The sequence below is a fragment of the Gluconobacter oxydans DSM 3504 genome, assembly GCF_000583855.1.
GTDB classification, from domain to species: Bacteria; Pseudomonadota; Alphaproteobacteria; order Acetobacterales; family Acetobacteraceae; genus Gluconobacter; species Gluconobacter oxydans.
This window is the reverse complement of record NZ_CP004373.1, coordinates 1,407,421-1,431,701: the sequence shown is the minus strand read 5'-3', so window position 1 is coordinate 1,431,701 and position 24,281 is coordinate 1,407,421. Positions and strand designations below refer to the sequence as shown.

The window sequence follows — 24,281 nt, the reverse complement described above, 5'->3', positions numbered from 1 at the left end:
GCGCCATGACCGGCCCTTCTGCCGCCGAACGCGCCGCCCGGCGTCTCGCCCCTCTTTTCGGGGAGCGCCTGACCGCCAACGAGACGGTCCGGGACCATCACGCGCATGGCGAAGGATGGCGCCACCCGGATCAGACCCTGCTGCCAGCCTATGTCCTGTTCGCCCGCACCACGCAGGACGTGTCCGACGCCCTGCGGATCTGTCACGAAGAAAATGTTCCTGTCATTCCCTTCGGCGGCGGCACCTCCCTTGAAGGACAGCTGACGCCCGTTCCCGGTTGCATCAGCCTCGATCTGTCCATGATGACGGATATTCTCGACGTCTCGCCCGAGAACCTGACCTGCCGCGTGCAGGCGGGCGTGACCCGGCAGGATCTGAACCTCCATCTGCGGACACAGGGCCTGTTCTTCCCGGTCGATCCCGGCGGCGAAGCGACATTTGGCGGAATGTGCGCCACCCGGGCCTCCGGCACCGGCGCCATGCGCTACGGCACCATGCGCGCGAACGTGCTGGGCCTCACGGCCGTTCTGGCCGACGGACGTATCCTCCATACGGGCGGCGCCGTCCGCAAAGCCGCCACAGGCTACGATCTGACGGGTCTGCTCATCGGCTCGGAAGGCACGCTGGCCGTCATCACGGAAGTCCAGGCCCAGCTCCATCCCATCCCTGAAGCCGTGGGCGCCGCGGTCTGCCAGTTCCCGACACTGGCCAGCGCCGTGGAGACGGCCGTCCTCGTGATCCAGTGCGGCCTGACGGTCGGCCGGATGGAACTGCTCGACGATGTCCAGATGGACGCCTGCATCCTGTACTCCCATCTCACGGGCTACGACGCCCTCCCCACCATGTTCTTCGAGCTGACAGGCTCACCCGCCAGTGTCGCGGAGCAGGAAACGGTGCTGCGCGATCTCGTGGAAAGCCAGGGCGGCCAGTCCTTCCGCTGGGCCACCGCAACCGAGGAGCGCAACACGCTGTGGAAGGCGCGTCATGACGCCTTCTGGGCCTGCATGGCCTATCGCCCCGGCTACAGAGGCATCACCACGGACGCCATCGTCCCCATCGCCGCACTGACGGAACTCATGACCGGCGCCAGAGCCGATATCGACGCCTCCGGCCTGCTGGCCCCCATTGTCGGCCATGTTGGAGACGGCAATTTCCACACCGTCATCCTGATCCCCCCCAATGACGCGGATGCCGAAAAGCGTGCCCTCGAACTGGACCATAAAATCATCCGCCGCGCCCTTTCGCTCGGCGGTTCCGCAAGTGGCGAACATGGGATCGGCCTCGCAAAACAGATCTTCATGACCGAAGAGCACGAGCCTGCCGCCCTGTCCGTCATGCGCGCCATCAAGAGCGCACTGGACCCGAAGAACATCCTCAACCCCGGAAAACTCGTTCCCGCAGACGTCCCATGAGCATTCGGCACATCCGTCTGCCCACCGTGCCCGCAAGCCCATGGAAAAATGGTGCCGGCACCACCCGCCTGCTGACCGAACAGCCGGAATGGCGCCTCAGTGTCGCCAGCATCACCCGACCCGCACCGTTCTCCAGCTTTGCGGGTCTGTTCAGACAGATGGGGCTTCTGACAGGCAATGGTGTCCAGCTTCTTCCCGTGTCGGGCGGTCCGCCCCTTCTGCTGGATCAGCCCGGCGGCGTGATCCGGTTCAGTGGCGACCTGCCGCTGACAGGCGCACCTCTGGACGGCCCGGTAGACGTCCTGAACCTGATGCGCCCCGCGAACAGGACAGGCCCGGACCTGACCGCCATCACCCCGGAAAATCTTCCTTCAGATGCTCTGCTGGGTTTTATCGCCGTAGACGGGTACTGGGACGTTACGACCAAAGAGCAGCATTACACGCTCGCACCGGGAGACATTCTTCTGAGCGAAATCCCCTTTGAACTCACCGTCCTGAAAGCGGGTCAGATCGCCTACGCCGTCACCTGACCGGCCGGAGCGCTGCCGCTCCCTGCGCCCGCAGCGACGCAAGATCCACCATCCCGCCCAAACGCAGGACATCGCGGATCTCACCGCCCAACCCATCCACCAGACTGCGAACGCCTCTCTCACCACCCGCAGCAAGTGCCCAGGCCCAGGGACGCCCGATCCCCACAGCCTTCGCGCCCAGCGCCAGCGCGGTCACCACGTCCCCGCCCCAGCGGACACCGCCATCAAGAATGACGTCCGTCTCCCCCTTCAGAGCCTCGACAATGTCCGGCAGGACGGAAAGCGACGACGGAGCCGGGTCCATCTGCCGCCCCCCATGATTGGAAACGATCACCGTCTGCGCTGCCGCCTTCTGGCAGGCCAGCGCGTCCCCTGCGTCCATGATTCCCTTAACGGCAAGCTGCCCCGGCCAGACGGAGCGCAGCCAGTCCAGATCTTTCCAGGTCAGCGTCGGATCGATCTGGGACGCCGCATTCCTGGCCTGCTCCATCAGGTTACTGCCCATGCCATAAGGCGCCAGATTGCCGATTTTCGGCATCCCGCTCCGCAGCATCCCCGCCGTCCAGCGGGGATGCGCGGCCATGGACAGCACATGCCGCAGGGACGGGCGCGTCAGATTGCGAAAGCCGTTGCGCACATCGCGCAGCCGGAGCGGCGTGATCGGCGTATCAACTGTCAGGATGATGTTCCGGATGCCACAGCTTTCCGCCCGGCACAGCATGTCACGGGTAATGCCGCGGTCGCGAAAGACATAGATCTGGGCCGCGAGCGTCACGCCCGGCACCCGGGAGAGCGTTTCCAGCGACTGGATGGCGAAAGTGGACACCGCCATCGGCAGACCCGCCGAAGCCGCAACCCGCGCGGCCCGGATTTCGCCGTCCGGACACATCAGGCCACCAAAACCCAGCGGCGCAAACATGAACGGGAGCCGATGCGTGGCTCCCAGAAAAAACCCGGACAGGTCGCACTCCGAAACATCCACCAGACATTTCGGAACAACCGCCCAGCGGTCAAAGGCCCGGCGGTTGGCCCGGACGGTGCGCTCCGAATGGGAGCCACCGTTGACATAATCCCGGAAAATACGGGGAAGAACCCTGTCAGCCCGACGATGCAGAGCCGCAATACCGTGATGGTTCATTCCCCGTTCTTCTCCCGTCCCGATCAGCCCTCAAGAGCAGGCAGGGCAACGCCCGACCCGACACAGCCTCCCAGAGCGCCATCGATGATGAGCGCGCGGGCGGCTTCCATGTCCGGCGTGAACAGCCGGTCCTGGGCAAAGAAGGGCACAGTTTTCCGCAACGTCTTCGCGACTTCAAGCAGCGGCGCGGATGTTTCCAGCGGCGCCAGGAAATCAAGTCCCTGCACGGCCGCCAGATATTCAACCGCAATGATCGTCCGGACATTGTCCACGATATCGCCGACGCGACGCGCGGCAAACGTCGCCATGGAGACGTGATCTTCCTGATTGGCAGAAGTCGGCAGACTGTCCACACTTGCCGGATGGGCCAGCGTCTTGTTTTCGGACGCCAGAGCCGCAGCCGTAACCTGCGCGATCATGAAGCCAGAATTCAGCCCGCTGTCCTGCACCAGGAACGGCGGAAGACCGCTCATCTGTGCATCGACCAGCAGCGCCAGACGCCGCTCCGCAATCGCCCCGACCTCGGAGACGGCAATCGCCATGAGATCCGCGGCAATCGCCACAGGTTCCGCATGGAAGTTGCCCCCCGAGATCATCTCATCCGTGTCCGGGAAGTGGATCGGATTGTCCGAAACCGCATTCGCCTCGATCACCAGAACCCGCGCCGCCTGACGCAGATTGTCCAGACAGGCACCCATGACCTGCGGCTGGCAGCGCAGGCAGTACGGATCCTGAACCCGCTCGTCATCCTCGAGATGCGATGCCCGGATGGCAGACCCCTGCATCAGCGCGCGATAGACAGCCGCACATTCGATCTGCCCTTTCTGACCGCGCAGTTCATGCAGACGCGGGTCGAACGGCGCATCCGTGCCGCGCGCCGCATCAAGCGTCAGGCCACCCGTGATAAGGGCTGCATGAAATAGCCGCTCGGCATCCAGAAGGGCCGCAATCGCCAGCGCCGTGGAGGCCTGCGTGCCGTTCAGAAGGGCCAGACCCTCCTTGGCCCCCAGAACCAGAGGCTCAAGCCCGGCAGCTTTCAGGGCCTCGTCGCCTTTAAGGCGCTTGCCCTGATAAAATGCCTCGCCCTCGCCGATCACCACAGCCGACATATGCGCCAGCGGAGCCAGATCGCCCGAAGCGCCAACCGATCCCTTTTCCGGAATAATGGGCACAACACCCCGGTTCAGCATGTCCAGCAGAAGCTGCACGATCTGCGGACGCACACCCGAATAGCCGCGCGCCAGACCATTGGCCTTGAGCAGCAGGATCAGACGGACCACACGCTCCGGCATCGGCTGCCCGATCCCCGCCGCGTGGCTCAACACCAGATTGCGCTGAAGATCGCGCAGACGGTCATCGGGAATCCGCGTCTTCGCGAGCTTTCCGAAACCCGTATTCACCCCATAGACAGGCTCGCCACGCCCGACGATCCGCTCCACGGATTCCGCCGCACGCTGCAGGGCCTCAAAGGTCCCATCGTCCAGGCGGACATCCATCTGGCCGAAATAAAAGTCCCGCAGGTCGCTAAGCGTGATCTTGCCGGGCGTGAGTGTAAAAGTGCTGGTTGTCATGATGGTCTCAGGCTCCGCGCGTGATCATGGGAAGGTCGAGGCCCTTCTCGCGGGCACAATCAGTTGCAATGTCGTAACCGGCATCCGCATGACGCATGACGCCGGTAGCCGGGTCGTTCCACAGCACCCGCTCCAGACGCCGCGCCGCATCCGGCGTACCGTCTGCCACAATCACCATGCCGGAATGCTGGGAGAAGCCCATGCCGACGCCACCGCCATGATGCAGCGACACCCAAGTCGCGCCCGACGCCGTATTGAGCAGCGCATTCAGCAGCGGCCAGTCGGACACAGCGTCCGATCCGTCACGCATGCTCTCGGTCTCACGGTTCGGACTGGCGACCGAACCACTGTCCAGATGGTCACGGCCGATCACGATCGGGCCCTTGAGCTCACCGCTGGCCACCATTTCGTTGAACGCCAGTCCCAGACGGTGACGGTCCCCCAGACCGACCCAGCAGATGCGCGAAGGCAGTCCCTGGAAGTGGATCTTCTCCCGCGCCATATCGAGCCAGTTATGAAGATGCTTGTCGTCCGGCAGCAGTTCCTTGACCTTCTGGTCCGTCTTGAAGATGTCTTCCGGATCCCCCGAAAGCGCTGCCCAGCGGAACGGCCCGATACCCCGGCAGAACAGCGGGCGGATATAGGCCGGCACGAAGCCCGGGAAGGCAAAGGCGTCTTCAAGCCCTTCGTCAAAGGCCATCTGGCGGATGTTGTTGCCGTAATCGAAAGTCGGAATGCCCTGGCGATGGAACGCCACCATGGCCTCGACCTGAAGGCGCATGGACTCCCGGGCCGCCTTCTCAACCGCCGCAGGATTGGTAATCCGCATCTTCTCGGCCTGCTCCAGTGACCATCCGGCTGGCAGATAACCGTTCAGCGGATCATGGGCAGAGGTCTGATCCGTCACACCATCCGGCCGGATGCCACGACGCACCAGTTCCGGGAAAACTTCGGCCGCATTTCCCAGAAGACCCACGGAAACGGCCTCGCCTTTCGCACAGGCGTCCTGAATGATTTCCAGCGCCTCATCGAGCGTATCGACCTGCCGGTCCAGATATCCCGTCTCCAGACGCTTGCGGATGCGGGACGGCTCACATTCGACCGCCAGCATGGACGCACCGGCCATGACAGCCGCCAGAGGCTGCGCGCCGCTCATGCCGCCCAGACCGCCCGTCAGAATCCAGCGCCCCTTGAGGTTCCCGCCATAATACTGGCGCCCCATTTCCACAAAGGTCTCGTACGTACCCTGAACAATACCCTGCGAGCCGATATAGATCCACGATCCCGCCGTCATCTGCCCGTACATCATGAGCCCGGCCCGATCGAGTTCGTTGAACTTCTCCCAGGTCGCCCAGTGCGGCACGAGGTTGGAGTTCGCGATCAGGACACGCGGCGCATCGGCATGCGTCCGGAACACACCAACCGGCTTGCCGGACTGCACCAGAAGCGTCTGGTCGTCTTCCAGATCACGCAGCGCCTCGACGATCCTGTCATAGCAGTCCCAGTTCCGCGCCGCGCGACCGATGCCACCATAGACAACGAGCTCGGACGGCTTTTCCGCCACGTCGGGATCCAGATTGTTCATCAGCATCCGGAGCGGCGCTTCCGTCTGCCAGCTCTTGGCCGAGAGTTCAGGCCCGGTCGGGGCACGGATGACACGATCATTCGAAAGGCGGTTGCCGGGATCACTCATGGGCTTCATCCTGTATGAACTTGTATATACCAATACTCAAATCGCTCTGCGGAATTGTCAATCCATTTATGAAATGACATCGGGATTTATTTTCCCGAACACGCCGCCTCTGGCCGCCAGCACAGCGCAGTCTCAAGCAGGCCATCGATCATCCGCGACAGACGCACCGCCTTCTCCAGATCGATCGGCCAGGGCGCCTCTTCGCTCCGCAGATAGGTAGACTGCGCAATTTCAAGCTGGATGGCATGGATTCCACGCTCAGGCTGACCGTAATGCCGCGTCGTATATCCGCCCTTGAAACGCCCATTGACGACATGGCTGTAGGCCGCGTTTCCAGCCAGCCTCTGCGCCAGAAGAGTCTGCAATTCCCCGTCACAGGACTGTCCGCTATTGGTCCCCAGGTTCAGATCCGGAAGTGTCCCCTCAAACAGCCGGGGAATGCTCGACTTGATGGAATGCCCGTCCCACAGAACCGCCCATCCCCATTTCTGACGAAGCCGCTCCAGCTCTTCCGCAACAGCCTCATGATAGGGACGCCAGTAAGCCTCCCGCCGCTCGGCGATCTCGCTTTCGTCCGGCGCCTGCCCCTCATGGTAAATGGGCTGCCCGTCAAACGTCAGCGCCGGCACAAGCCCCGTGCTGGGCCGCCCCGGATAAAGCGCCGCATCGTCAGCGCCACGGTTCAGATCCACCACATAACGGGAATGATGGGCCTTCAGCACCCCCATGCCCTTCGACAGCGCACAGGCATAAAGATGTTCCATATACCAGTCGGTATCAGGCAACTGACGCCCGCGTTCCGTCATCCGCCGTTCCATCCCGGGCGCCAGATGGCAGCCGGAATGCGGAAGAGTCACAAGCACGGGCATTGTCCCGCGAACAAAGGAAAAAACATCCGTCATGGTCAGGATTTCCTTGTAAGATCAGAGATCAAGAAGAGTGCGCACAGTGCGCCAGAACGCAGCCGTTACAGCGTCATGATTGAGGTGCCGTCCATCGCGCACGCGCCACTGGCCACCACACAGCACCTCCTTCACCGGGGGCTGGCGTGATCCGAAAATGGCCGCATCAAGAACGGCATCATCCTGCAGATACGGAAGCGGCAGCAGATCCTCGTCCAACACACACAGATCCGCCCGCGCCCCGGCAACCAGCCCCCAGGACTCAAGCCCACAGGCCCGGCGCCCGCCATCCAGCGCCTGCCGATACAGCCACCCACCCGTGGATCCCAGCGTCTCCGCCGGCAGAGCCGCACATCGTGTCTGCGTAAAAAGCCTCTGCCCGTATTCCAGGGTGCGCAGCTCCTCCCAGGGGCTGATCAGGACATTGCTGTCACTTCCAATCCCGAAGCGCCCCCCATCATTCACATAAGACGCAAGCGGGAAAAGCCCGTCCCCCAGATTGGCTTCCGTGATCGGACAAAGGCCCGCCACCGCTCCGGAACGCGCCATCCCCGCAACCTCGGAAGCGGACAGATGGGTCGCATGCACCAGACACCACCGCTCATCCACATCCGCCTGGGACAGCAGATATTCCACAGGCCGCGCACCCACGAAGGCGACGCACTCCTCCACTTCCTTCTGCTGCTCGGCGACATGGATATGAACAGGACCCGTCTGCGCAGCCAGAAGATCCGAAGCCGTCTTCAGATCAACCGCCCGGAGCGAATGCAGACCCAGCCCAACAGAGAGCAGCGGCGTTTCTGCCCAGGCCGACCGGGTCTCGCTGATGATCCTGCCGATGAGTTCCGGCGTCGTCGCGAACCGCTCCTGCGCTTCCTGAAGAGGACGCCCGTCAAAGCCCCCGCGCTCGTACAGCGTCGGCAGAAGCGTCAGACCAATGCCGACCGCCTGCGCCGCCTCACCGACGCGCAGGGACATCTCCGCCACCTGCCCGTAAGTCGCTCCACCCGGCGCATGATGCAGATAATGAAATTCCGCGACCTGCGTATATCCGGCCGTCAGCATTTCCATATACAGGTAGCTTGCAATGTCCTGCATCTGTTCGGGCGAAATGCGATGCGCGAGTTGATACATCAGCCGCCGCCAGGTCCAGAACGTATCCGCCGGATTCTGACGGCTCTCCGCCAGTCCCGCCATGCCCCGCTGAAAAGCATGGGAATGCAGGCTCAGCTGCGATGGAACGACAATCGCTTTACGCTCTGCATCCGCAGATATCCGGGAATCCGGGACAATCGATTCGAACCATCCGTCAGGGGAAACGGTAATCCGCACATTCCTGTGCCAGCCGTCTGGCAGAAGGGCCTGTTCTGCAAACAGTTCCATAACCTCGACATTCCTTCCCTCATCACGCGGAAAGTCTTTGCTTTTCCCGTTGGTTGCATGATGATAATGGAATTGTAAGGCTTGTATATACCACCACGACAGATTTGATGGCGCAAGGAAGAACGCGAATGTGGGATACGCTCTGGACAGACATTCATGTCGCGACTGCCGACCCGGCGCTCATTTCGGATCAGGACGGCTATGGCTGCATCCACAATGCCGCCATCGGCATTGAAAACGGACGCATCAGCTGGATTGGGTCGGCCCGTGACCTGCCAGACGCTCCGCCAAACCTGGCGCATAAGATCCACTCAGGAAACGGCCTATGGATGACGCCAGGCCTCGTGGACGCCCACACCCATGTCATTTACGCCGGCGACCGCAGCCTGGAATTCGCCGAACGCCTCAATGGCGTCTCCTACGCGGAAATCGCGCGCAAAGGCGGCGGGATCATCTCGACGGTTAACGCCACCCGCAACGTCTCCGAAGACGAACTCTTTGACGTCACAGCGCGCCGCGTACGACGCATGATCGCCGAAGGCACGACGACCCTTGAGATGAAGTCGGGCTATGGCCTGACCCTGCAGGACGAACTCAAACAGCTCCGCGTTGCCCGCGCCATCGGCACCGCCCTGCCCCTACGTGTTCACGCAACCTTCCTCGGCGCACACGCTCTGCCGCCGGAATTCAAAGACCGGCAGGACGATTATGTCTCCCACCTCATCACTGACATTCTGCCGCAGGCCGTGGAAGAAAAGCTGATCGACAGTATTGACGGCTTCTGTGAGAACATCGCCTTCACACCCGATCAGATCGAACGTCTCTTCATCGCGGCAAACGACCTGAAAATCCCCGTCCGCCTCCATTCCGAACAGCTCTCAAACAGCGGTGGCACGAAGCTGGCCGCACGTTACGGCGCCCTCTCCACCGACCATCTGGAATATGTCGTGGAAGACGACGTCATCGACCTGGCTCAGGCCGGCACAGTCGCGATGCTGCTTCCAGGAGCCTTCTATTTCATCCGCGAAACGCGCATGCCGCCCGTAGACCTGTTCCGAAAACACAATGTTCCCATGGGACTTGCCACAGACTGCAATCCCGGAACCTCCCCAAGCGTCAGCCTTACAGGTATCATGAACATGGCCTGCACCCTGTTCCGCATGACTCCTGAAGAAACCTTCTCAGCCGTAACCCGGATCGGGGCCCAGGCCCTGGGGCTTCAGAACGTCACCGGCAGCCTGACGACCGGACAGGCCGCAGACATGCTTCTGTGGGACATCGCCGGCCCACACGAACTCTCGTACTGGATTGGCGGCAGAAGGCCAGTTCAGCGAATTTTTGACGGTAAACTGGACCCTGTGATATAAAGTTGCATATTCTTATCCATACAACCTCTTGTCTAAATAACCGTTTCGCCAGGATGTTTTTTGGATTGCCGCTTCCCAGCTGAAGGACAGCCCGCGACATGAAAATGGACGTCTCCCGGGAACGCTCTCCCGCTCGGTACGAACAGGTCAAACTCTACATTACCGAGCGCATTCAGGACGGCGAATGGAAAGAAGGCCAGAAACTTCCTTCCGAAAGCGAACTGGTCGAACTCCTCGGCGTCTCCCGCATGACGGTCCATCGGGCCCTTCGTGAACTGATGACCGAAGGCGTCGTGGTCCGTGCACAGGGAGTGGGAACATTCGTCTCGCGCCCTTCGCCAAAGGCTGACCTTCTGGAACTTCACGATATCGCCGATGACATCCTGAGTTCAGGCCATGTTCATACCGCCCGCGTCATCACGCTGGAAGCCATCCGCGCCGATATCGATCTCGCATTTTCCTTCGACATGCGTCCCGGCAGCAAGCTGTTCCATTCCGTGATCGTCCATTTCGAAGACGATATCCCGCTTCAGGTGGAAGAGCGTTTCGTCTCTCCGGCATTCGCGCCCGAATACCTCCAGCAGGACTTCACCCTCACCCATCCGCACCGGCACCTTTACCATATCTCCGGCCCCGATGAGATCGAACACGTCGTGTTCGCCGTCTCTCCAACGCCGGAGCTACAATCGCTGCTGGACATCGGCCCCCACGAACCCTGCCTCCAGCTCGTACGCCGCACATGGGTCAAAGGCCGCGTCGTCATGAAAGGTATCTTCACCTACCCAGGCAACCGTTACAGCCTGGGCGGCCGCCGCAAATCCTCGTCAGACAATTTCTAACTGCCCCATCTTCCATGCGCATATGCGTATGGGAGCAGCATCCACCTGTAGCTTGACAGGGAGCGCCTAAGGCTCCGTAGGCAACTTAAAGCCGCCCGAATACTGTTTCCCAGCAGCGTAATCTGGCTCAAATCATGACTTAGCGAGCCACTCAAAAATCGATATTAATCTACGACGAAAGGGACAGACACAGTCCTATTAAGGGGTCCAAAGCGCCACGAAATACGCTTCACCACAATAACAAAACGAAAGTTTTCGAAAGAGTTGTCAATCAACAACCGTTCAGCCCCATCCCCACAACGATGGTTCAATCTCTACAATACGAAATTATTTTACCGAAATATATTGTTGGCAATAAAATTCTATAGTAGCAAAAAAAACACTCCGTGACACCCTGGGCAGAAATTGAAACAAAAAGACACACAAATCGTCAGGAAATGAATTTCTGTCTATTTACGAATTATTAGGAAAGACAACCAAATGATTAATATTAACAAAATCCATCTCAATGGAAAATATTCATCACGAAAACTATATATGTACTACACAATATACATAATGCTGGCTTTCTCGTATCAAAAATCATTCGCCAAGACGGTATCTCTTCAAGGCTCCAGTACAACTCCTATCTCAATCTCCGGAGATGATGCACTTTCCTTAACTTCCGGCACTACGCTCTCCACCGGCAGCGAAAAAGCGATTGTTATAAAAAAACCGACCGACATATCCATAAATATCGGCACGGGTTCTAGTATCATCAGCGAAGATGATGGCGTGCAAGCGAAATCCTACACGGAAGGGTCAGCTGTAATTTCACTAACAAACAGCGGAACCATTGAAAGCACATCTGGGGGGCAGAGTATTGATTTCGATAATATCTCTTCCACGTCCTCCTCTACGACAATAATTAATACCTCTACAGGCTCTTTAATTTCAGATGATGCTGACGGAATTCGTCCCGGAAATAACGCTACTGTCATCAATGACGGAAAAATATACGCTGACGGCGCAACAGGCGACAGTCATGATGGCATAGATTTTCAGGATTATGCTGGAACCGTAATAAACAACCAGTCTGGCACTATCTCCGGAAAACGTCATGGCATTACCTCTTCCGTTGACGTAAACGTTGTCAATTACGGAACAATTGTAGGCAGAAACGGTTCTGGCGTTGGCTCGGATGGTGATGGTTCTGTTGTGAATTATGGGACAATCATCGGAGAATATGACGGCTCAGGAACCGGCGATGGCGACGGCGTAGATATCGACAATAAGGCCGTTATTGAAAATTATGGCCTTATCCAAAGTACCGGAGCAGCTGGGTATGACAAAAACGGAGAAGGAAACGCTTCAGAAGCTGTTGCTGTAACAGGTGGCCTCGACCTCACAAATTATGCATCGGGTGTTATCGATGGACAGTGGGTGGGAGTTACAGCATTAAATAATACCAATAATATTACCAACCTTGGAGAAATAAAAGGTACCGGCTACGGATTGTACATGGATGGAAATGATAACATCTTGAATAAGGGCGATATTCAAGGTGAAGTCGTAGGCGTCTGGTCAAACGGAAATTTAAATATCACGAATTATGGCTCCATAGAGAGTAATGGATTTTCTGGCGGTGACGGTCACGCCATTGATACAACCGGCAATGGCTCAGTAAATATATATAATTTTGGGACAATATCATCAAACTCATATGCCATCCAACTAGGATACAACGGGACTCAACAGGAGAATAACCTTTATATTGAAAAAGGATCTTCAATTACGGGACTGGTTTCCGCAGACCCCAGTAACAATAGTAATAATATTTTCCTGGAAGACGGATCGGTATTTTCTTCCGCAGTAGGATTTCATCTGCTGACAGCATCTGGGGCGACTACCGTTACCGGTGATAGCGTTATAGATAATGTGGTTGTGAACAGTGGGTCTTCCATAAATTTCGGTATCGGCGGCAGCACTGGAATTATATCTGGAAACATACTTGATAATGGGGTGGTTGATTTTAACCATTCCAATGATTTGACGTTCTCCAATGCCATTGAAGGATCAGGCATCCTTGTTAAAGACGGCTCCAACAACCTGACTCTTTCCAATTCCAATACTTACACTGGAGGTACAGTCCTGAATTCAGGTACCCTGACCGGTACCTCATCCAGTTTTGGTAGTGGTGCCATAACGGATAATGCGGCACTGGCTATTGCACAGGATACGGACGGCACTCTGTCCAACTCCATCAGTGGCACTGGAACCTTAACCAAAGCCGGTAGCGGCAATGTCACACTGACGGGAAGTAATACCTTTGCAGGCGGCACACTGATTTCAGCCGGAACCCTGACTGGAGGAACGTCAAGCTTCGGCAGCGGCGCCATAACGGATAATGCGGCACTGGCTATTGCACAGGATACGGACGGAACTCTGTCCAACTCCATCAGTGGTACTGGAACCTTGACCAAAGCCGGGAGCGGCAATGTCACACTGACGGGAATTAATACCTTTGCAGGCGGCACACTGATTTCAGCCGGAACCCTGACTGGAGGAACGTCAAGCTTCGGCAGCGGCGCCATCATGGATAATGCGGCACTGGCTATTGCACAGGACACGGATGGCACTCTGTCAAACTCCATCAGCGGCACTGGAACCTTGACCAAAGCCGGGAGCGGCAATGTCACGCTTGCTGCTTATGATACCTATACGGGTGATACCACGATTGAGAATGGAACGCTGACAGTCTCCGGTTTCATAGGAAACTCGGCGGTTACTGTAGATGATGGTGCAACGCTATCCGGTACTGGAGCTGTTGGTACTACAGATATTCGTAGCTCCGGTACACTTGATACCTCAGCGAACGGTCTGGATAGCATCCTGCACGTAAATGGTAACCTGACGCTGGAACAAGGGGCGAATTATCTGGCTGTGGTAGGAGAGAATGGCCACTCAAGCCAGACAGAAGTGAATGGAGAGGTCATCCTCAACGGTAATACCCTGACTGTAAACACCGTTGGCAGCCCCATTCTATCCGCCAATAGCCGTTATCAGATTCTAACTGCTTCCAATGGGATTTCTGGCACCTTTGGTACAATTAATGATAGCGGACTAGTTAATAATTATTACTTCCTCTCCCCGACCATCGACTACACAGCGGACAGCATTTATCTGGATATGGATCGTAACAGCCGTAGCTTTGCTTCTGCTGCGGTAACACGTAACCAGTACGCCGTGGGAAGTGCCCTAGACAGCATGGGGGCTGCTGGCGGTGCTGTAACTGGGGCTGTTGAACTCCTGAATGAGAAGCAGGCTCGTCATGCCTATAATTCTCTGTCGGGTGAAATCCATGCCTCGGCGCGTACAACAATGATTGAAAACAGCTTCTACATCCGGAATGCTGCCCTTGATCGGCTGGTCTCATCAGATTGCATCAATGGCGTCAGCCAAAGCACGATCAAGACTGTATCCATCGGCACTGCCGGCAATGCCTCTGCTTGTCGCGAGCCCGGCCTGACAATGTGGGGCACAGCTTACGGGTCATGGGGTCACAATGGGGGCGGCGGCAATGCCAGCAGCCTTCATCACGAACTGGGCGGCTTTGTAATGGGAGCTGATACTCAGGCATTCCAGACATGGCGTATTGGTGGCCTCGTAAGCTATGGTCACTCAGCATTCAGCAGCAATGCAGTGCAGTCTTCCGGACACAGTAATGATGTCAGTGTCGGTGGTTACGCTGGCACCCACTGGGGACACCTCCATCTCCGGCTTGGAGCTTTTTACAGCTGGGACATTCTGGGGCTGAATCGGACCGTGAAAGCTCCAGGTCTCAGCGACCACCTGTCGAGCAGCTATCTGGGCGGTACAGCGCAGACATTTGGCGACATCGCGTATCAGTTCCGCTTTGGACGGGCCACACGGATCGAACCCTTTGCCAATGTGGCCTATGTCAATGTGCATACGAACGGCTACCATGAAGATGGTGGAAAGACTGCTGCTCTGAATGGGCGCGGCATGGATACAGGCACCACGTATTCCACTTTTGGTGTTCGCGGCTCCACCGTTTTCCATGTCGGAAATATCGTACTGATGCCTAATGGTAGCCTGGGTTATCGGCATAGCTACGGCGTCATAACGCCAACAGCACACCAGAGCTTTGCAACGGGAAGCTCAGATTTTGAGGCAGCCGGCGCTCTTTTGGCGCAGGATGCGGCCGTCATTAATGCCGGGACGGCTGTACGTCTATCCGATCGCCTGAATGCTAACGTATCGTATGTTGGTCAGTACGGCGCCAACTATATCGACAGCGGTATTCGAGGAAAAATTATCTGGAATTTTTAAGGCCCTCTGACGCGAGATACGCCGCCTGTTTGGATAATTCTACAGGTTAAATGGGCTATACCCAGATGATCTTATACTGGTTTAGCTGTTACTCTCCCTGGCCCAAGGTTACCCCTGGGTCAGGGAATACTCTCAAGTTGCAAGAGACTTTTGAGCATTGAAACAAACGTGCCTCGTCATGGCTCCCCACAAACACTCACGAAGACGCTATCGAGCCAGCGTTCTCAGGCGCGGATTATGGCATAGCCAATCGCCCAAAAATTAGGCTCCTCCCCCTTCAGACCGACTGGACAAACAGCAATTGACCTTTCACTGTGGACACAGGCAAAGGAAACCAACTCATGTCCTATGATGACACCGACACAGATTCGGAAATTCTCGAACTTCTCGGTGAACTTCAGGCCGATGCGGAACGACTGAATATCACTGCTGACAAATCAGACGTTCCAGAAGATTTAAAACACATGATTGCCGCACTGGCAGACAAGATCGATGGACTGGCTTCATTGATCCGCTGAGGTGTATTCTCTTCAAGCGACCTCCCCACGGCAGTTTCAGGATACACACCCGGCAACCAGACTGATGATCCGATGGTGCAGAGCCGCGGGGGTCAGGGATACACCATCGAGCCGTGACATAGCCGACAACGCACCAAAACCTTTAACAACAACCGGCGTATGACGCGCACCACCCGGCATGACAGCACCGGGAAGCGAGGGGCGATGATCGCCATAAAATACCAAAAGAGCGTCTCGACCGGTCTGCCCAAGAGCCTGCGTTACACGTCCCAGCAACTCATCCCCTTGTTGAAGATGCTGAAGATAATCGGCCATTCCTCCTGACCAGGGTCCATGATTTTCGATCGTAACCGTAAAAATGAATGTTCCCGAAGGCTTGGAGACAGCCTCATCAATCAGTGTCAGTATCCGGTCTCCCACGGCATGATCTGCAATATGACCTTTCTCTTGCGCCGCAGCAGCGAACTCTTCGGTACCGATCAGCCGGTTAAAGCCTGCGACCGGCATCAGGACATCCCGCCCATAAAACCTGAGATCATGGGGGTGCAGAAAGACCCTATCCCCACAGACAGGAGACAGCCGGGCCGCAAGCGCGTCGCCAGCCTGCTTTCCTGCGGTGAGATAAGGATCGAAACGACAGAAACCGAGCTCACTCTCTTCATGACCGAACAGCACACCGTATTCCGTGCGCATGGTATAGGCACCGAACCCCGAAACCTGGAGTTTTCCAACCTCCCCTTCCCGTTCTGCACACAATAAATGAGGCAGCACACAGGCTGACGCATCTTCGAGACCGAACTCACGGGGATCGGCAAACGATTCGCACTGGATCACTACAATCAGGGGAGCCTGATCAAGCTGCCCTGCGGACACCGGTGGCCAGCTAGGTAATTTCCGACGACGGTCGTCCTTCCATCTCAGCCAGCTCAGCACAATGGTTGCCAACAGACCGTAGCGCTGTTCTCCCATATCCAAATCCGCAGCAGGCAGCAGCCTGCGCGCCAGTCCGACACGTCCTAGAACATCAAGACAGAACCATCCGGTCACGAACAGGCATAACCCTTGCACCCGAACGGAAAGACCAGAGCCGCTCCCAAGCCAGAGTGCATCCTCCAGAAGCAATCCGAAAAAGGACGCTCCCAGAAACGCCAGTCCTGCCACCACCAGAATCCGGGCGAACGGCGGAATAGCCCCGATATAAAATCTGGGATGCCGCACAAAGGCGCCAATGACGGCGACATCGCTGAACATCAGCGGTTCTCCAAGGACATTCCTTTTCAAACCCGAGCCGAAAACCAGCAGAACTCCAGTCAGCACTGCCAACACCGCTGCCGCCAGAGGATGTCCCACAAGCGACACGAGTGCCCCAAAAATCATAAATGTTACAAAGAAACGGAAAATAATTCCCTGACAAAAAACAACCAGAACCCCACCCTGATGAGAACTTTTTCTTGAAAATCTCACAGAACGGGATGTAATCCAGTCCATAAACTCAAAAACAACCCAGACCGTAAATAAAAAATATAACAATATCACATATTTATCCCGAATAATTTACTTGTTTATTATATTTAAATAATTTCACTTACCTTAAGTTAAGCATGATGTTATTTCATTCCATTTTGTAATTAATTTTTTATCTTTCATGCATACTCTTTGAATGTTAGACCATCCGATGAATTTTACCCAGCCCCGCAGAAACGACACCGGACGAGGGCACGAGAAAGGAAGAGTACCGGTCTTGCGTCCAGGAGTTATTTCGCCCGTCAATCCACTCCCCCTCATTCTTTCCGCGCCCCCTTTAGGAAATCCGGTCCATCCGCTTACGCAAATCCGGTCCGCCATTTCCCATCTGACGGCTGAAGGCCTGGTTTCACCCGAGCATATCCGGAACAACCCCGCTGTACGGATGATTTGGGAAGCACGGGTGGGCGGTATGTTCTGGGAGCGTCCCGCGGCAACGACAGCCCCAATCGTAGTCTGCGTCCCCCCTCATGCAGAATATGCCCTACAGATGTGGCGAAAAGCAAAAGAGTGGACCAGCCCTACCCGGCTCCTTCTTGTAACTCCGCATGACGGCGTGCAATGGCGCAGAATGCGGAACGAGGCCCGGGCCGAAGGAGCCCAAGCCCTCTCTGAAAATGTTGATCCGCACTCCCTGCTGGATGGAACGCGCACATTTTTCTTGCCCCCCAAAGGCCTGACGACACTGTCAGCACTCGGGGCACTGACCGGACATTCGATTCTACGTCCAGACAGAGACGAAGGCTGGCAACCGGACCTGCATGCCCCCTCGGCAGCATTGCATATCCTTCACGCCGCAACAGAATACCGGTCACCTTTTTCGGGACTGCCGATCGACATCCTGGAGGCGATCTCTCTCCTGACGGAATGGAAGCACATCCTCACGTCCAATCGCACCATCAGCGTGTGCGTCGGCATGTCATTCTGGAAACGCGCCCGGATGAGGGAATTTTTCGCCACTGCGGAAAAACGCCGTCCATTCCCCCTCTTCCGCCGCACGACAACAAGTGCGCTGGCCGTAGCACACGCGCGCAAAGGCCAGAATGGCATTGCTGTCTGGGCAACACGCATACCGCGCAAACTGGAACAGACAGCCCAGAAAAACCATCTTCCCTTTTTCCGTATCGAAGATGGTTTCATCCGCTCTGTCGGTCTTGGCAGCGGTTTCCTGCCTCCTGCCTCAATCATCGCGGACAGCAGGGGCCCCTATTACGATCCCGCACGGCCCAGCGATCTGGAAGTCCTACTCGCCACCCACCCACTGGGAGAGGCTCTTCAGGAGCGCGCGCGCGCGCTAATCGGGCTGATCCGCACACAGAATATTTCCAAGTATTCGGCAGGCGGCAGCATTCCAGCATTCGACGCACCAGCAGGGCGACGGATCATCCTCGTCCCCGGCCAGGTGGCGGACGACATGTCGGTCCGACTGGGCGGTGGAAGCATAAAGGGCAACATGGACCTCCTGCGCCGTGTCCGAGCGACCTGTCCGGATGCCTTCATCGTCTATCGTCCACATCCCGATGTGGATGCAGGACACCGCGCCGGCGCCATCCCTGATGCCGATGTCCTGCACGTGGCGGACCGGATTTCCCGTGGGGGAGGCATGGCGCCCTTGCTGGATGCCGTCGATGAAGTCCATACACTGACGTCGCTGACAGGCTTCGAAGCCATCATGCGCGGCCTGCCTGTCACGACATACGGACAGCCTTTCTACGCTGGCTGGGGGCTGACCCACGATCTGGCGCCTGTCGCACGACGGACCCGGCAGCTGAACATCGCTCAGCTCACGGCTGCCACATTGCTGCTTTATCCACGATATATTGATCCCCTGACTGGCCTGTTCTGCGGACCGGAAGTTCTTATCGACCGCTTCAAAACCCCCGAAGTCTGGCGACCTGATCTTCTCATGCGCCTGCGCGGAGCCCAGGGGGGAATCAGAAGAGCCTTTGTTCAGGGAGTTCACACGGTGTTGCAAACACGCGCGAAAAAGAAGGACTGGTCATGACTTCCGTCAGGACATCTCCTTCCGCGGGAGATACTGCGTCCAATACAACGCACGGCACCGAAGGCGTACAGCGCAACATCCTGCTCCTTCAGGGGCTGATGGGACCGTTTTTCCGACTGATCGGCAGGGAACTGCGCCGCCGGGGATACGGAGTCTGGAAAGTCAATTTCAATGGCGGTGACCGGCTTTTCTGGCGCCTGCCCGGCGGCATCGACTTCACGGGCCGCGCCGATGAATGGCCGGACGCCCTGACCCGGATCATCATTGAGCACGACATTACCGATGTTGTGCTGTTCGGAGACTGCCGTCCTCTGCACAGCGCGGCCATCGCAGTCTGCGCCCGGCTGCACATTCCGGTGCACGTCTTTGAAGAAGGCTATCTCCGCCCCGACTGGGTGACGTTCGAGCTCGGAGGCGTCAATGGCAACTCCACTCTTTCTCGCGATCCAGCCTACTACGTCGAGCGCGCCAGAACCCTTCCTGCCCTGCCGCCGCACCACCCGGTTCCGTCTTCTTTCCGGACGCGGGCCCTTCAGGGACTGGCCTACAATACCGCCGATCTTCTTTCCCGCTGGCATTACCGCCACTGGAACAACTACCGCCCCTGGCATCCCCTGACAGAAGGCATCGGCTGGTTACGCAAACTGCTCGCCCGTGACGAACGCCGCGCCAGAAGCCAGAAAACACTCGAGGCGCTACGGGCTTCCGGCAGCCCCTACATGCTGTTCCCCCTTCAGCTCGACGCCGATGCCCAGGTCCGTCTCCATTCCTCTTTCAGCGGCATGGCAGAAGCCATCCGGGTCGTGATCGCCTCTTTCACGTCCCACGCCCCCCACGGCATGCGCCTCGTCATCAAGGAGCATCCGCTCGACAACAATATCCGGAACTGGTGCCACGAAGTTGCCATGCAGGCCGCAGCGTACGGCGTCTCAGACCGTGTGGACTATTTCGAAACGGGCGACATCGCGGATCTGGTTCGTACTGCCACCGGTGTCATTACCATCAACAGTACGACTGGAACGCTGGCCCTCGCCGAAAACAAACCCGTCATCACGCTGGGAAATGCCGTCTACGACATTCCAGGCATCACGTTTCAGGGCCCTCTGGAGAAATTCTGGTCGAATCCGGGACAACCGGACCCGGAAATCTTCGCCGCCTATCGCCGCGTCCTGATCGAACGCTGCCTGATTCCCGGGGGCTTCTTCTCGAACGAAGGCATGGCCAAGCTGGTGCGCCACGCAATTGACCGGCTGACACGCCACAGCCCGCGCGACTTTGCCACCGCATCACGTGCCGAAATGGCGCGCCGCGAAACCCTGCGCCAGGAACTGGCCTGCCACCCCGATACGCCAGCGGAAATCATCTCTCCGGTTCCGGCTGAAACGGAGGCTGAGGCTCTGGAAAAGGTCTCATCATGAGCCAGTCACTATCTGACAACGTGCCATTCTATACACTCGACATCTCGCGGATCCTCACCCGCGCGGGCGCCCGCGTCCCCACAGGAATTGACCGCGTCGAACTCGAATATGCCCGCTACCTGCATCAGAACGCGCCCGACCATCTCGAATTCGCTGCCGTCCACCCGATCGGCCGGTTCGCCGCTCTCCCGTATGACAGGGCTCTCGCCTTCATCAGGGCCATCGGCACTGTCTGGGACAGTGGAGTGGATGACGGAGGACGGGCCGCCCGACTGGGCCGGGCCCTTCTGCATGGCCTTCTCCTCCCACGCCCCGTCCGTTCTACCGCGCCACACGCGCGAACCGACGGCCGCAATATCTATCTTCTGGTCTCCCATCACCACCTGACACGACCCGGACTGATCGCGGCTGCAATCCGGCGGCGCAATGGCCTGTTCGTTCCAATGATCCAGGACCTGATCCCGCTCGAATTCCCTGAATACGCGCGGGAGCGGGAGCCTGCACGCCACCTGCGCCGTATCGAGACGGTCGTCCAGTATGCCGACGCCGTCCTGGTCCCGTCACAGGCGACCCAACAGTCTCTTCTCCCCTATTTTAAAAACGCACACCGAAACGTACCCATATGGCCCGTCCCACTCGGGGTCCATCTGCGTGCCGCCTCGGAAACAGACATACTTCCTGGCGACGAAGCCGACACGATCACCCGACGCAGCCATCCTTATTTCGTCTGCCTGGGAACCATCGAGGCCCGCAAGAACCATCTTCTGCTTCTCAACCTGTGGCGACGCCTTGTCGATATCCACGGAAAGGCCGCGCCCCATCTCGTCATCGTGGGCAAACGAGGCTGGGAAAACGAGCAGGTCATCGACATGCTGGAGCGATCTCCGGCTCTCAAGGGGATGGTGGAAGAACACAACTCCCTGCCCGACACCACAGTCGTCGACCTGCTCCGCGGGGCCAGGGCTCTCCTGTTCCCGTCATTCTCCGAAGGGTTCGGCCTGCCTCTGGCCGAAGCTCTGGCCCTGGGCACACGCGTTCTGTGCTCGGACATTCCGGTCTTTCACGAGATTGGCCGCGATTGCGCCACATATCTTGACCCGCTGGATGGGCCGGCATGGATCCGGGCCATAGAAACCCTGTCTGGACTGACACCGGACAGAGCAGAACCCGCTCCACCGGTGCCCCTGGCCGAAGAGCAGATCCTCACCTGGCCTCAGAGCATCGCCCGTGCGCTCGCGCATATCCAGACACTGTCATAGCAAGCTGCAGCGTTTGGCATCCGGAAAAACTCTCCCCCGTCTTCTTCTTCCTTCGGCAGGACATACCCTTTGATGTTTTTCAAGCGGCTCTGGCCTTTCTCCACCCGACGGACAGACACGGCGCAACGCACGGACACGCATGGACATTCACCATCCATGCCCGTGGAAGAACTGCTGACGCTGTGCCGTCAGGAAGACTGGTCCCGGCTTGCCGGCCAGAAGGATATTTCAGATGTGCGTACCCTTTGGGATCTTCGCCCTGCAGCGTGCCAGCAGTGGATGACGACGCTGACCCGGGAAGCGGATCAGATGAGGGACGCAGGCAACCCCGCAGACGCCGCAAACTTCTACAAAGGCGCCTTCGCGCTCGCACCCTGGCGTCTCGATCTCGGCATGCAGCTGGGCAACATGCTCAAGGATAGCGGCCAGCTTGAAACCGCCGAACATATCTACCGCACCATTATCACCCAGGCCCCAGAAGAGGCCGAAACCTATCTTCAGCTCGGTCACGTCTACAAGATCCAGGGCCGTCGCATTCTGGCGCTGAACCATTACCATGAGGCTCTTGAACGCGACCCCACCTGCGAAGCCGCACATCGGGAACTTTTCCTCGCCGGCGACACGGCCGCGCAGCGGGCCAGCATGTCACATCGGCATCTGTCCCACGGCACCGAACAAAGCCTTCACCTTGCGGCAACCCTGGCCGACATGCGCCACCGGCTGGACGACATGACCGCCGTGCTCCCGGACATTTCCGCATTCAACGCTTTCCCGAGCGAAGATTACGCGATCTTCCGAAAACTCTTCCGTATTCCGCCGCCACCGGCCGCTACGCCACTACCGCTTACAGTCATCATTGCGCAGGATGATGTCTCAGAAGCCGTTGCCGCCGCCCAGATGACGGCCCTGGGCAGCATGTCCTCCCTCACGAAGCTTTATACAACCGGCGCTTCTTCCACCCTTCGTGATGCATGGAACACGAGGATGCGGCCGGGTCTTTCCATCACCCATCTGCCTGATGCAGACGCACTTCCAGCTACCCTGCCTCACACCGAAAAACAGGTCTCCGGAAACGTCCTGCTCATCGGCGCTGACTGCATTCCCTCCCCACTTCTCGCGGACTGGATTGCCTGTGCCGTCCAGACCAGCACCTGCGACATTGCTTTCTTCGACGCCGAAACCCTGACCCTGTCGATCTCCCGCAGCGCCCTGTTCGAAGCCACGGCCCTTCAACCACGCCCTGCCGCAGACGCCATATGGCTTGAACAGGAAGACACTATTGGAGACGCCATCGTCTTCTCCGCAGAGCTATGGCCGACATATCGTGGCAAAAGTCCTGCCAGGATCATCCGCGATGGACTGACGACAGGACAGCGCATCGCTCATATTCCCTACCCGCTCGTCGCTAGTCCCCGACCGTCGGACCGCCCTGTCTGCAGCGCCCCCCACCCCCTTCCGGAGCAGTTCGTCATTCACGACCTGCCCGAACCCTGCACGGTCGTCATCTGCACTCGGGACAATGCCGCAGACTGCTGCACAATGGTGGACAGCCTGTTCGCAACGGCACGGCACCCCGACCGCATCCACTGCCTGATCGTGGACAACGGCACCAGAATTGCAGAAGACCTCCTCCTTCTTGAAAAACTCGCCACGCGTCACCCCCGTGTGAACATTCTGCGCGACCCGTCTCCTTTCAACTGGTCCCGCCTGAACAATGAAGCCACTGCCGGGATCAGCACACCCAATATCCTGTTCTGTAACGACGACATGCAAATGCTGTCGGAAAACTGGGACATGGTGCTCGCCGGCCTGCTTCGCGCTCCCTCAACAGGAGCGGTGGGCGCCCGGCTGCTTTATTCGGACGATACCATCCAGCACGCCGGCGTGCTGCTGGGATGGCAGGGCTCCGTCATTCACGACGGCCTTTACGAACCGCGCGACAGCAATGCCCATTTCGGCCGCTGGCAATGCACCCGGCAGGTCTCTGCCGTTACCGGAGCATTTCTGGGCATCCGGGCCGAGGTCTTCGCCAGGGCCGGCGGTTTTGATGCCGAACGGATGCCCATAAGCTACAGCGATATCGACCTCTGCCTGCGTCTGCAGGAACAGGGCCTGCAAATTCTCTGGACGCCCCTCATCGAAGCCCGTCACGATGAATCTGCCTCGCGAGGACTGGACCATCTGAATCCCCTTCGGCATTCTCTCGGAACGATGGAGCGCGCGGCGTTCGAAAACATCTGGGGAGTGAGGAAGCTGAGCATGGATCCTACCGTCAATCCTGTCTGGGTCGATGCGACACTTCCGTTACGCCTGATCCGGCCCGTCTCTCCGTCCGTGGCCCTGCGTCATATTCAGGCAACGTAAGGTCTCTTCCCCACCGACCAGAAGTT

General features: G+C 58.1%; 16 protein-coding genes. 10 read left to right on the top strand and 6 right to left on the bottom strand.

The window, feature by feature from the left end; translation table 11 throughout:
• Nucleotides 1-5 precede the first annotated feature (5 nt).
• Both GLS_RS06385 and GLS_RS06380 read left to right on the top strand, forming a co-directional pair.
• Nucleotides 6-1,412 (top strand): FAD-binding oxidoreductase, encoded by a 1,407-nt coding sequence (locus GLS_RS06385; RefSeq protein WP_041111611.1) that lies wholly within the window; start codon nt 6-8, stop codon nt 1,410-1,412.
• Nucleotides 1,409-1,942, top strand: a complete 534-nt coding sequence (locus GLS_RS06380) for a HutD family protein (RefSeq protein ID WP_041111610.1) — start codon at nt 1,409-1,411, stop codon at nt 1,940-1,942. Before GLS_RS06385 ends, GLS_RS06380 begins: the two co-directional genes overlap by 4 nt.
• On the opposite strand, the gene GLS_RS06375 is transcribed toward GLS_RS06380, so the two are convergent.
• From GLS_RS06375 to GLS_RS06355, 5 genes are all read right to left on the bottom strand, one after another.
• On the bottom strand, nt 1,935-3,080 hold the full coding sequence (locus tag GLS_RS06375; protein ID WP_052327501.1) for an alpha-hydroxy acid oxidase: 1,146 nt from the start codon (nt 3,078-3,080) through the stop codon (nt 1,935-1,937). The genes GLS_RS06380 and GLS_RS06375 overlap by 8 nt on opposite strands.
• 23 nt (nt 3,081-3,103) lie before the next feature.
• Nucleotides 3,104-4,651 carry a histidine ammonia-lyase gene (gene hutH / locus GLS_RS06370; RefSeq protein ID WP_041111609.1) on the bottom strand — a complete coding sequence of 516 codons (1,548 nt, stop codon included), beginning with the start codon at nt 4,649-4,651 and terminating at the stop codon, nt 3,104-3,106.
• A 7-nt stretch (nt 4,652-4,658) separates the two neighbouring features.
• Nucleotides 4,659-6,344, bottom strand: a complete 1,686-nt coding sequence (hutU, locus tag GLS_RS06365; RefSeq protein ID WP_011252719.1) for a urocanate hydratase — start codon at nt 6,342-6,344, stop codon at nt 4,659-4,661.
• Between the two features lie 86 nt (nt 6,345-6,430).
• The gene (hutG, locus tag GLS_RS06360; RefSeq protein ID WP_041111608.1) at nt 6,431-7,246 is read right to left on the bottom strand and encodes an N-formylglutamate deformylase; all 816 of its coding nucleotides are present in this window, start codon (nt 7,244-7,246) and stop codon (nt 6,431-6,433) included.
• A gap of 21 nt (nt 7,247-7,267) precedes the next feature.
• A complete protein-coding gene (locus GLS_RS06355; protein WP_041111607.1) occupies nt 7,268-8,629 on the bottom strand; it encodes a formimidoylglutamate deiminase in 1,362 nt (453 codons plus the stop codon).
• 128 nt (nt 8,630-8,757) lie between these two features.
• On the opposite strand from GLS_RS06355, the gene hutI reads away from it, so the two are divergent.
• The 4 genes from hutI to GLS_RS13410 all read left to right on the top strand — a co-directional run bounded on the left by hutI (nt 8,758) and on the right by GLS_RS13410 (nt 15,685).
• Complete coding sequence (hutI, locus tag GLS_RS06350; RefSeq protein WP_041111606.1) at nt 8,758-9,996, top strand: imidazolonepropionase; 1,239 nt, start codon at nt 8,758-8,760, stop codon at nt 9,994-9,996.
• Between the two features lie 98 nt (nt 9,997-10,094).
• The gene (gene hutC / locus GLS_RS06345; protein WP_011252715.1) at nt 10,095-10,835 is read left to right on the top strand and encodes a histidine utilization repressor; all 741 of its coding nucleotides are present in this window, start codon (nt 10,095-10,097) and stop codon (nt 10,833-10,835) included.
• A gap of 480 nt (nt 10,836-11,315) precedes the next feature.
• Nucleotides 11,316-15,167, top strand: a complete 3,852-nt coding sequence (locus tag GLS_RS13105) for an autotransporter outer membrane beta-barrel domain-containing protein (protein WP_080691905.1) — start codon at nt 11,316-11,318, stop codon at nt 15,165-15,167.
• Nucleotides 15,168-15,508: 341 nt separating this feature from the next.
• Nucleotides 15,509-15,685 carry a hypothetical protein gene (locus GLS_RS13410; protein WP_193363854.1) on the top strand — a complete coding sequence of 59 codons (177 nt, stop codon included), beginning with the start codon at nt 15,509-15,511 and terminating at the stop codon, nt 15,683-15,685.
• 36 nt (nt 15,686-15,721) lie between these two features.
• Here GLS_RS13410 and GLS_RS06335 read toward each other — a convergent pair whose 3' ends face one another.
• Nucleotides 15,722-17,221, bottom strand: a complete 1,500-nt coding sequence (locus tag GLS_RS06335) for an LTA synthase family protein (RefSeq protein ID WP_226986659.1) — start codon at nt 17,219-17,221, stop codon at nt 15,722-15,724.
• 928 nt (nt 17,222-18,149) lie between these two features.
• Between GLS_RS06335 and GLS_RS13505 the strand changes: the two genes are divergently transcribed.
• The 4 genes from GLS_RS13505 (at nt 18,150) to GLS_RS12965 (ending at nt 24,255) form a co-directional block, all read left to right on the top strand.
• Complete coding sequence (locus GLS_RS13505; protein ID WP_226986658.1) at nt 18,150-19,214, top strand: capsular polysaccharide export protein, LipB/KpsS family; 1,065 nt, start codon at nt 18,150-18,152, stop codon at nt 19,212-19,214.
• Complete coding sequence (locus GLS_RS06325) at nt 19,211-20,632, top strand: capsule biosynthesis protein (RefSeq protein WP_041111603.1); 1,422 nt, start codon at nt 19,211-19,213, stop codon at nt 20,630-20,632. The genes GLS_RS13505 and GLS_RS06325 overlap by 4 nt, the downstream gene beginning before the upstream one ends.
• Nucleotides 20,629-21,891: a glycosyltransferase family 4 protein gene (locus GLS_RS06320; protein WP_041111602.1), complete on the top strand. Its 1,263-nt coding sequence runs from the start codon at nt 20,629-20,631 to the stop codon at nt 21,889-21,891. Before GLS_RS06325 ends, GLS_RS06320 begins: the two co-directional genes overlap by 4 nt.
• Before the next feature lie 156 nt (nt 21,892-22,047).
• On the top strand, nt 22,048-24,255 hold the full coding sequence (locus GLS_RS12965) for a tetratricopeptide repeat protein (RefSeq protein ID WP_158413635.1): 2,208 nt from the start codon (nt 22,048-22,050) through the stop codon (nt 24,253-24,255).
• The last annotated feature ends 26 nt before the right edge of the window (nt 24,256-24,281 follow it).

Coding starts and splice junctions, on each gene's coding strand:
- GLS_RS06385 (WP_041111611.1), top strand. CDS start 6: ATGACCGGCCCTTCTGCCGCCGAACGCGCCGCCCGGCGTCTCGCCCCT.
- GLS_RS06380 (WP_041111610.1), top strand. CDS start 1,409: ATGAGCATTCGGCACATCCGTCTGCCCACCGTGCCCGCAAGCCCATGG.
- GLS_RS06375 (WP_052327501.1), bottom strand. CDS start 3,080: ATGAACCATCACGGTATTGCGGCTCTGCATCGTCGGGCTGACAGGGTT.
- hutH (WP_041111609.1), bottom strand. CDS start 4,651: ATGACAACCAGCACTTTTACACTCACGCCCGGCAAGATCACGCTTAGC.
- hutU (WP_011252719.1), bottom strand. CDS start 6,344: ATGAGTGATCCCGGCAACCGCCTTTCGAATGATCGTGTCATCCGTGCC.
- hutG (WP_041111608.1), bottom strand. CDS start 7,246: ATGACGGATGTTTTTTCCTTTGTTCGCGGGACAATGCCCGTGCTTGTG.
- GLS_RS06355 (WP_041111607.1), bottom strand. CDS start 8,629: ATGGAACTGTTTGCAGAACAGGCCCTTCTGCCAGACGGCTGGCACAGG.
- hutI (WP_041111606.1), top strand. CDS start 8,758: ATGTGGGATACGCTCTGGACAGACATTCATGTCGCGACTGCCGACCCG.
- hutC (WP_011252715.1), top strand. CDS start 10,095: ATGAAAATGGACGTCTCCCGGGAACGCTCTCCCGCTCGGTACGAACAG.
- GLS_RS13105 (WP_080691905.1), top strand. CDS start 11,316: ATGATTAATATTAACAAAATCCATCTCAATGGAAAATATTCATCACGA.
- GLS_RS13410 (WP_193363854.1), top strand. CDS start 15,509: ATGTCCTATGATGACACCGACACAGATTCGGAAATTCTCGAACTTCTC.
- GLS_RS13505 (WP_226986658.1), top strand. CDS start 18,150: ATGAGGGAATTTTTCGCCACTGCGGAAAAACGCCGTCCATTCCCCCTC.
- GLS_RS06325 (WP_041111603.1), top strand. CDS start 19,211: ATGACTTCCGTCAGGACATCTCCTTCCGCGGGAGATACTGCGTCCAAT.
- GLS_RS06320 (WP_041111602.1), top strand. CDS start 20,629: ATGAGCCAGTCACTATCTGACAACGTGCCATTCTATACACTCGACATC.
- GLS_RS12965 (WP_158413635.1), top strand. CDS start 22,048: ATGCCCGTGGAAGAACTGCTGACGCTGTGCCGTCAGGAAGACTGGTCC.